5 protein-coding genes and 1 tRNA gene are annotated in these 8036 nt (G+C 48.0%); all 6 read left to right on the forward strand.

All coding sequences use genetic code 11. From position 1 onward, the window contains the following. Positions 1-3 precede the first annotated feature (3 nt). The 6 genes from CCY01nite_RS22700 (at position 4) to CCY01nite_RS22725 (ending at position 7667) form a co-directional block, all read left to right on the forward strand. Positions 4-1941, forward strand: coding sequence for a RagB/SusD family nutrient uptake outer membrane protein (locus CCY01nite_RS22700; protein WP_146866539.1), 1938 nt, complete (start codon positions 4-6; stop codon positions 1939-1941). Between the two features lie 18 nt (positions 1942-1959). Next, on the forward strand, positions 1960-3240 hold the full coding sequence (locus tag CCY01nite_RS22705; protein WP_146866542.1) for a glycoside hydrolase family 76 protein: 1281 nt from the start codon (positions 1960-1962) through the stop codon (positions 3238-3240). A 17-nt stretch (positions 3241-3257) separates the two neighbouring features. Then, a complete protein-coding gene (locus CCY01nite_RS22710) occupies positions 3258-4394 on the forward strand; it encodes a DUF4972 domain-containing protein (protein WP_146866544.1) in 1137 nt (378 codons plus the stop codon). Between the two features lie 106 nt (positions 4395-4500). Beyond that, a complete protein-coding gene (locus CCY01nite_RS22715; protein ID WP_222614469.1) occupies positions 4501-5874 on the forward strand; it encodes a DUF4972 domain-containing protein in 1374 nt (457 codons plus the stop codon). A gap of 446 nt (positions 5875-6320) precedes the next feature. Next, a tRNA-Pro gene (locus tag CCY01nite_RS22720) sits at positions 6321-6394 on the forward strand. Between the two features lie 187 nt (positions 6395-6581). Next, entirely contained in the window at positions 6582-7667 is a 1086-nt protein-coding gene (locus CCY01nite_RS22725; RefSeq protein ID WP_146866548.1) for an AAA family ATPase, read from the forward strand. Positions 7668-8036 lie beyond the last annotated feature (369 nt).

Consider the following 8036-nt stretch of genomic DNA (forward strand, 5'->3'; position numbering starts at 1 on the left):
GCAATGAAACGTTTAATATTGAAATGCACGATAGGGTTACTGGTACTGTCAGCCGCTTCATGCTCTAAATATTTCGACCAGGTTCCGCAGGACCGTTTGTCAATAAGAGAGATATTTCAGAACAGGTCCGGTGCACTGGGATACCTGGCTAACGTGTACACCTATATTCCGGATGAGTTTAACCAGCGCCAGGTGCACGAAACCGCGCTGTACAGAACGCCGGGCCCCTGGACGGCAGCCAGTGATGAATCAGAATATGTTTCTCCGGGCAACAGGGCAAAACTGATCAACAATAATACCCTCGACGCAACAGACGAAACAATGGTCAAACACCGCTGGAAAAGCTGGTTTACCGGTATTCAGCAGGCAGGGGAGTTCATCGAGAATATCGATCAGACGCCTGACGACCAGGTAGGCGCTTCGGAAAAGCGCCAGTGGAAGGCAGAGGCCAAAGCCATGCGCGCTATCTATTATTTCTATCTCGTACGCGCATACGGCCCCGTGCCCTTGCTGCAGCAAAAATACAACCAGGACACGCCCACCGATGAACTGCAGCTGCCGCGCAATTCGGTAGATGAATGTTTTAATTATATCGTACAGCAACTGAAAGAGGCGCAGAACGAAGGGCTTTTGGACAATGCGGCTTCAGATGCCGTTTCCGGGATGGGACGCATTGATAAAGCGATTGCACAGGCTTTTATTATTGAAGCGCTTACATTCAGGGCAAGCTGGTTATTCAACGGCGAATGCACTTATTATTCCAGCCTGGCTAACCGCGACGGGAAAAAGCTCTTCCCCGAAGCACCGGGCGGCGCGGCCATCAGGGCCAACTGGCAGAAAGTGGCAGATGAATGTGTAGCATTCTTCAATACCTATGGCGCCAGGTTTAAACTAATGTACACCGACAGAAACGGTAACCTGCTCGGAAGTCCCGATAACGCCGGCTTCGATCCCTATGAATCTTACCGGCGCGGTGTTCGTACGCTGAGGAACCAGATATCGAACAATACCGAGATGATCTTTTTCCGTATTGATAACTCCGCCGGCACCATGGAATACGACCGTATGCCTAACGACCGCCGCATCAGCGACGGGGCCTTTAAAGGCGGCAGCCTGCTGGGCGCCACGCAGGAACAGGTAGACGCTTACTTTATGAGCAACGGTACCTCACCCATCAACGGCTACCGGGCCGATGGCGTTAGTCCCGCCATTAATGAGGCTTCCGGGTATACGGAAGACGGATTCAGCAACGCTGATTTCACTTCCTCCACCGGACAGGTATATGCACCCGCGGGAACGCGGATGATGTATGTAAACCGGGAACCCAGGTTCTATGCGGATATCACTTTTAACGGACAAAGATGGTTTGAAGGTACCAACGGCGGTAATATCACGGATTTCACTTACAGCGGCCCCTGCGGTAAACTGTACGGTGTAAATGACTATACAAGCACCGGTTACCTGGTACGCAAGCATATGGGCTCGGGCGACCGCAACCAGGCCATTATATGCATCCTGCTCCGCCTGCCCAATATCTATTTCGATTACATGGAAGCGCTTTGCCATATCGATCCCGCAAGCCCCGAGCTTTGGAAGTATATGAACATCATCCGCAAAAGAGCCGGCATCCCCATGTACGGTGAAGGTCCCAACGCATTGCCCCGCCCCGCTGACGCAAACAGCGTGATGCAGCTGATCCGTAAGGAAAAAAGAGTAGAGCTGGGCTTTGAGAACTCCCGTTATTTCGATGTCCGCCGCTGGGGACTTGCCACCGAGTTTTTCAATAGACCCGTGCATGGCATGAATATCAACGCCGATGGGAATGGTTTTTACGTTCGTACCAAGGTGATTGACAGGAGCTTCTCCCGCCAGTATTTTTTCCCGATCCCGCAAGGTGAAATAGACATCGATAAAAATTTGATTCAGAATACCGGGTATTAATTCTAAAAGGAAATAACGATGAAGAAATATATAATTACAATATGCGTGATATTCGGATCAATATACACCATTGCATGCAACAGATCCGACGACCAGCAGTATATACTGGACTACGAACTTGTGCCGCCTTACAAGAATGCGGATACCTGGGTCGCTTATGACGCTTTCAACGAGCATTTATTCGACAAGCAGACCCATCTCTACAAAGTAAATACGGCTACGAGCGATGGCGCCAATACCAAATCTAAAGTTGGCGCTATCTGGACGCAGGCAATTTATTGGGACATGACCATGAATGCCTACGAAAGAGCCGTGAAGGAAAAGGATAGCGAAAAGCAGGCAAAGTATAAAACACTGGTAGAACAAATGTACCAGGGTTCCGGCGATCACTACGTGAATTTCGACTGGCACAACCAGGACCCGAACGATGGATGGTTTATATATGACGACATCATGTGGTGGACGATTTCTTTCTCCCGCGCATATGGCATCTTTAAAACACCGGAATACCTGACCTTGGCCGACGAAAGCTTTTGCCGCGTATGGCATGGTTCGTATACGCTGAAAGACAGGGGCTCTTATGATAAAGTGAACGGCGGTATGTTCTGGAACTGGAATAACAGCAATCCCCCGGATAACAGCGGAAAAGGCAAGATGTCCTGCATCAATTTCCCTACCGTCATCGCGGCCGTAACACTTTATAATAATATCGACCCTGCAGATCCGAAGTACAAAACAGACGACCAGGAAGGTTTCGGCGGAAACCCCGAATATCCCAGGTGGCATAGCCGGGATAATTACCTGAAAAATGCCAAGGAAATATATGAATGGGGCGTTAATAATCTTTTCGATAAAAGCACCGGCAATGTGGCGGACAGCCGCCATGAGAACAGTGTGGACTGGCATGCAACCATGTATAACCAGGCGACGTTCATCGGCGCATCCTGCCTGTTGTATAAGCTTACGGGCGAGCAGCCTTATCTCGATAATGCGATAGCCGCGGCCAATTATTCCATGAACGTAATGTCCGCGCCGAAGTATATTTTTCCTTTCAGGACCGGTACGGAGCAAGGCATCTATACCGCCATCTTCGCCCAGTATATGAAGCTGCTGGTATATGATTGCGAACAGACCCAGTTTTTGAAATGGGTGCAACGCACGATAAACTACGGATGGAGCAAACGGGACGACCGCAACCTGATGGGGAAAGATTATACCAAAGCCCCGGATGCCACGGTTTCCTGCTACGACGCTTCAGGAATCCCCGCATTGATGTTATTATTTCCTGCTGATAAATAATTAAACTGATACAACGAATGAAAAAAGTAATTGGTTTATTTTTCTGTATTTGCTGTACGTTGACACTGGTACAACTTTCATCGTGCTCCGAGTATAAACACGATTTCGATGAGCTGGTAGAGGTGCAGGACAAATACATCGATGACCTGGACGCGCTGATATCCTCCGTTACCGACCTGGCGGAAAACGCCGACTATGGAACAAGGAAAGGGCAGTACCCCGCGCAAAGCAGGTCTATCCTTACGGGCGCCATCAGCAACGCCAACCGTTATATCCTGCTGATAAAATACCAGAAGCCCGCTCCGTCAGAAGCTGAAAAGCAGCGCTATATTACCGAGATAGACAACGCGGTGAAGAAGTTCGAGAACAGCGTTCGTACAGAAGATGAGGAAACGATCCCTGCCGAGCTGTTTGTAGATGGTAAAACCACGCAATCCTATATCGACTTCGGAAGAAGCCGGGATTATACGGTGTTCGGATCAAACGGCAACCAGGCATTTACCGTTGAGTTCTGGGCCAAGATCATAGAAAACGGCCCCCACGATAACAGCATCTTTCTGTCCACTTTCTTTTCCAACGGAGGAAGTCAATGGCGTAACGGCTGGATGATGTACCGCCGTAAATCCGGCAGCGGCATTTACCGCGTAACCTGGGGCGGCATTCTTTCTTCTAACCGCTACGGATTATGGGAACCCTCTTTCACCGCGCCCCAGGACGGCGTATGGCAGCATTTCGTTTTTGTATATAACGATAAAGGGCTGGACGGCGATCCCGCATTAAGAGGAAAGCTTTACCTGAACGGTGTTCTTGCGGCCACACAGACCAACGGCAATTTAAACGAAGTGTATAATTCTACGGATTATGACAACTACGATAAGCCGATGACCGGTTTCTGCCGCTGGGTGAATAATGAAAAGATGGAAGAAGGCTTTTCCGGGTACATGAAAAAGATCCGTATCTGGAAAGAAGCCAAAGATGATGCGTACGTATTGTCATCCTACAACGAGCAAACCGAGATAACGGGTAAAGAAACCAACCTGGTAGCAGGCTGGGACCTGACTTCAAAACCTTCCGGATCTGATAACGTCATTCTCGATCTGACCGGGAAACACGAAGCAAGAATTATAGGAACCTATAAATGGGAACCCCTTTAACAATTTATTCCAGCGCAATATGAAAATGATAAAGCTAATAATATCTGATGCCAAAGTTGCTCTCCGGTTCAGATCATGGATGTACCTGGTAATGGTAATATCCGTCATGACCGGCTGTACCCGTGATAATGAGAAATTATTTATCACCGATACCAACCTGAGCATCCTGCAAAAGCATAAGAGCAATCTCGAATCATTGCTGGCAAATTCCGCCTATGGAACGGCGCCGGGAACTTACCCCGAAAACAGCAAGAGCATCCTCTCAACAGCCATTTCAGACCTTGAAACGGCGATCAAAGGATTGGAGTCCGGTGGAAGTGTGAGTGAAGAAGCCCTCGAGCAGCAGGTGGCAGTTGTAAACCAGGCAATTGATGCGTTCAAGAACAGCAGGTTGTATAACCTGTCCCCCGAAGCGCAGCAATTTGTAGCCGGCCTGAAGGCTAAAGCCCAGGAGTTTACTGCATTGCTGAACGATGAGGCCAGGTGGGGCAACCATAAGGACCAATACCCGGTTGAAAGTAAAGAGTTCCTGGAAACCGCCATCAATTCTTTATACACCCTGGTGGAGAATGTTATGTCCGGATCGATTGCGAATATGACGCAGGCGTTGTTCGATGACGCCATGCAGACCGCCGCAGCAGCGATGCAGAAGGTGGAAGATACGAAGTGGGAAGAAGATAATATTATCTGGAACCTGTTTGTGGACGGCAACAACGGCGGTTATATCGATTTCGGCTACAGCCCCGACTATGTGAAGTTTGGCGACGCCAATAAACAGTCATTCACGGTAGAGCTTTGGGTAAACGTAACATCTTATTGTAATGTACCGGGCCAGGATAACAGCACCTTTTTGTCTACCATGACGCAACAGGATTACTGGAGCGGCTGGAGGTCGCAGGACCGTAACAGGGGCTTGCAGAGAACAATGGTGGCGCACTGGCAGAACGACGGCCCCAAAGACCCGCAGATATGGGAACCCGGCTGGAAGAAATCCGATAACTGGACGCTCAACCGCTGGACGCACTACGCTTTCCTGTTCAGGGATGAAGGATTGCCCGGTTTTGATACGCCCACGGATGTTAAATGTTATTCCATGATCGACGGCCAGCGGCAGGGAGAGATCATCCGGGTAGGAGAGCGCTGGAGAACTTATATTGCCGACAACAGCGTCAAGTACCAGGTGCATATGACCGGTTTCTGCTCACTGGATAACAATGGAAACAGGCAGGAAGCTTTCTCCGGCTATATCAAGAAGATAAGGATCTGGAAAACCAACCGCACAGAGGAGCAGGTGAGGAATTCCTACCTGGGCCTCGTAACAGATGTTACTGCAGATAACAGCAACCTGGTGGCGGCATGGGATTTCGAAGTTCGTGGAAGCAAGCCCACCAGCACTGAAATTACAGATTTGACCGGAAGGCACATTGCGACGCTGAAAGGGCCTTTCCAATGGGTGGAATCCACGGAAGTGCCGCAATAGTCAGAATTTTCTGAATTGTTTTTGATGATTATTTGATTGTCCCGGTTACGGTTTCGTGGCCGGGATTTTCTTTTTGGGGTGGTGGGCTTCTTGTGTAAGCTCCGGCCCTTGGCATATGCACATCTGTAAGCATTTATGCTTTCAGACGTATGGGGGTGTGCAGCGTGTGTGAACAGAAAATGTTAGAAAAAGGCGTAGAAATTTTTTTAAAAATGAAATTAATGTTTACTTTTGCATCCCGTCGTTAAAGCGATGGGGTTGGGGTTCGACTCCCGTACGGGGTACAATAATGTTGGTCAGGGTTCGAATCCTCTCCTCGCTACTAAATGGTAGCGCACTTGCATGGGGTACAAGGGGTCGATGTTCGAATCCAGTCATCCCGACAAAAAAGTTCTTACAAATCGTTTTGATAAAATAACTACAGGTGTAAAAACCTGTTGCCGGTTCGGGACGTAGCGCAGCCCGGTAGCGCACTTGCATGGGGTGCAAGGGGTCGCTAGTTCGAATCTAGTCGTCCCGACAAGCTTTAAAGGTCGTAATCAGCAATGGTTGCGGCCTTTTTTGTTTTGATGAAATTCCCGATCATTGCTTTGCTGAATCTGTAAAGTAAATACCTGCGTCGGGGGGTCGATTCCCTCCACTTCCGCAAAATCTGATTCAGCATATTGGAAGTGTAGCTCAGTTGGTAGAGCGGGGTGCTAGAATTAATGGGAAAGATCTGTTCTTTGAGCAGGTCCTTTCTCGTTTTTGGGAGCTTTCCTGTAGGATGGGGCATTAAGAAGTTTTATCTCAAGAAGAACGGGGATGATTATAGAGGTGGTGTTGTGCCAGAAACTCCTGAGGGATGGATAGCCGATATGCTCCCTCCACTGGAAAGGCTAGCTCAATCCATATTTAGAGTTGAACAATGCTCTCTCTGTAGTAAATCTTCTCACTTTCGCAGCGTTCTTTATTTGCAGGAAAGTTGTAATTTGAAGTATCACATTTCAATATTGTCTGTTATGCCTTTTCTCCGGTCTTTTTCTTTCAATTCCTCCAGGCAACAACCTTTTCCATTTAATGTGCCTTCTGTCAGGCTTGCCGGACAGAAGATAGCTCTTGACAACAGAGTTACGATCTTTACCGGTGATAACGGTACCGGCAAATCCACTTTGTTGGAAAGCATCGCTCTGTATATGAATATACCGCTAATAAGCGATCATATAAGTAAACGGCCGGATTTTGATGCTGCGAGGCAGTTACAGCCTTGTCTTCAGTTGGAGCAGGTGAGAAAACCGCTCAAAAGCTTTTTTTTCCGGGCGGAAGATTTCAGTGATTACATAAATAACTTAAGGCAGAACACGAACAGGAACAATGCTTTTTTGGAAGATATGCGTGGAGAAGTGGATGACAGTGTGCTGGACAAAATGAGTGAAAGCATGAATACCGCGCTGCACGCCATGCGCAGGGATTATGGCGAAAGTCTGCTGGCCTTTTCTCACGGGGAAGGTTATCTGAAAATCATAGAAACCAGGATCAGCAACAATGGCATTTATCTGCTGGACGAGCCTGAGGCCGCATTGTCACCCTTGAAGCAGCTTTCGCTGATATTCTTTATACAGGAAGCCTTGCAAAGCAATCACTCGCAGTTTATCATTGCCACCCATTCGCCGATCATAATGGGAATACCAGGCGCCCGCATCTATGAAATAAATGAAGAAGAGATACGACAGGTAGCTTATGAAGAAACTGAACATTATCGCATTACCTATTCTTTTCTGAAAAACCCCGCATCCTACCTGCGACATTTATAGCACCCATCTTTATTTATTAGGTGGTATATAACAGATTTCAGAAACTGAATGAAACAAGTTCGATTTCTATTTTATATAAAAAGCCATCAATAATGGAAAGAATGCTTTGTCCGCTGTGTGGCATAGCTTGTTATTGAATCTTATTCAGGATAGCTGTTCATACTATGACGGGTATCGGATCGCTATGTGATCACTGAAGGATCACACTAGGGCACGTGGACTTGATGCGGAGATGGTGTGTTTTTCGTGTGGGACAGTAAAATCTGTATCCCGGGAAAGTTGGGCAATAGCGAACCCTTCGCAGGCACTGGCGCTTGCGGGAAATTGACTGGAAATATAGTATGGGAGGGTATGGCGTTCAATGGATAG

Origin of the sequence: Chitinophaga cymbidii (assembly GCF_007992715.1) — a bacterium.
GTDB classification, from domain to species: domain Bacteria; phylum Bacteroidota; class Bacteroidia; order Chitinophagales; family Chitinophagaceae; genus Chitinophaga; species Chitinophaga cymbidii.

Bases quoted from the DNA above. Each gene is read 5' to 3' on its own strand.
- CCY01nite_RS22705 (WP_146866542.1), top strand. From the start codon at position 1,960: ATGAAGAAATATATAATTACAATATGCGTGATATTCGGATCAATATAC.
- CCY01nite_RS22725 (WP_146866548.1), top strand. From the start codon at position 6,582: ATGGGAAAGATCTGTTCTTTGAGCAGGTCCTTTCTCGTTTTTGGGAGC.
- CCY01nite_RS22700 (WP_146866539.1), top strand. From the start codon at position 4: ATGAAACGTTTAATATTGAAATGCACGATAGGGTTACTGGTACTGTCA.
- CCY01nite_RS22715 (WP_222614469.1), top strand. From the start codon at position 4,501: ATGACCGGCTGTACCCGTGATAATGAGAAATTATTTATCACCGATACC.
- CCY01nite_RS22710 (WP_146866544.1), top strand. From the start codon at position 3,258: ATGAAAAAAGTAATTGGTTTATTTTTCTGTATTTGCTGTACGTTGACA.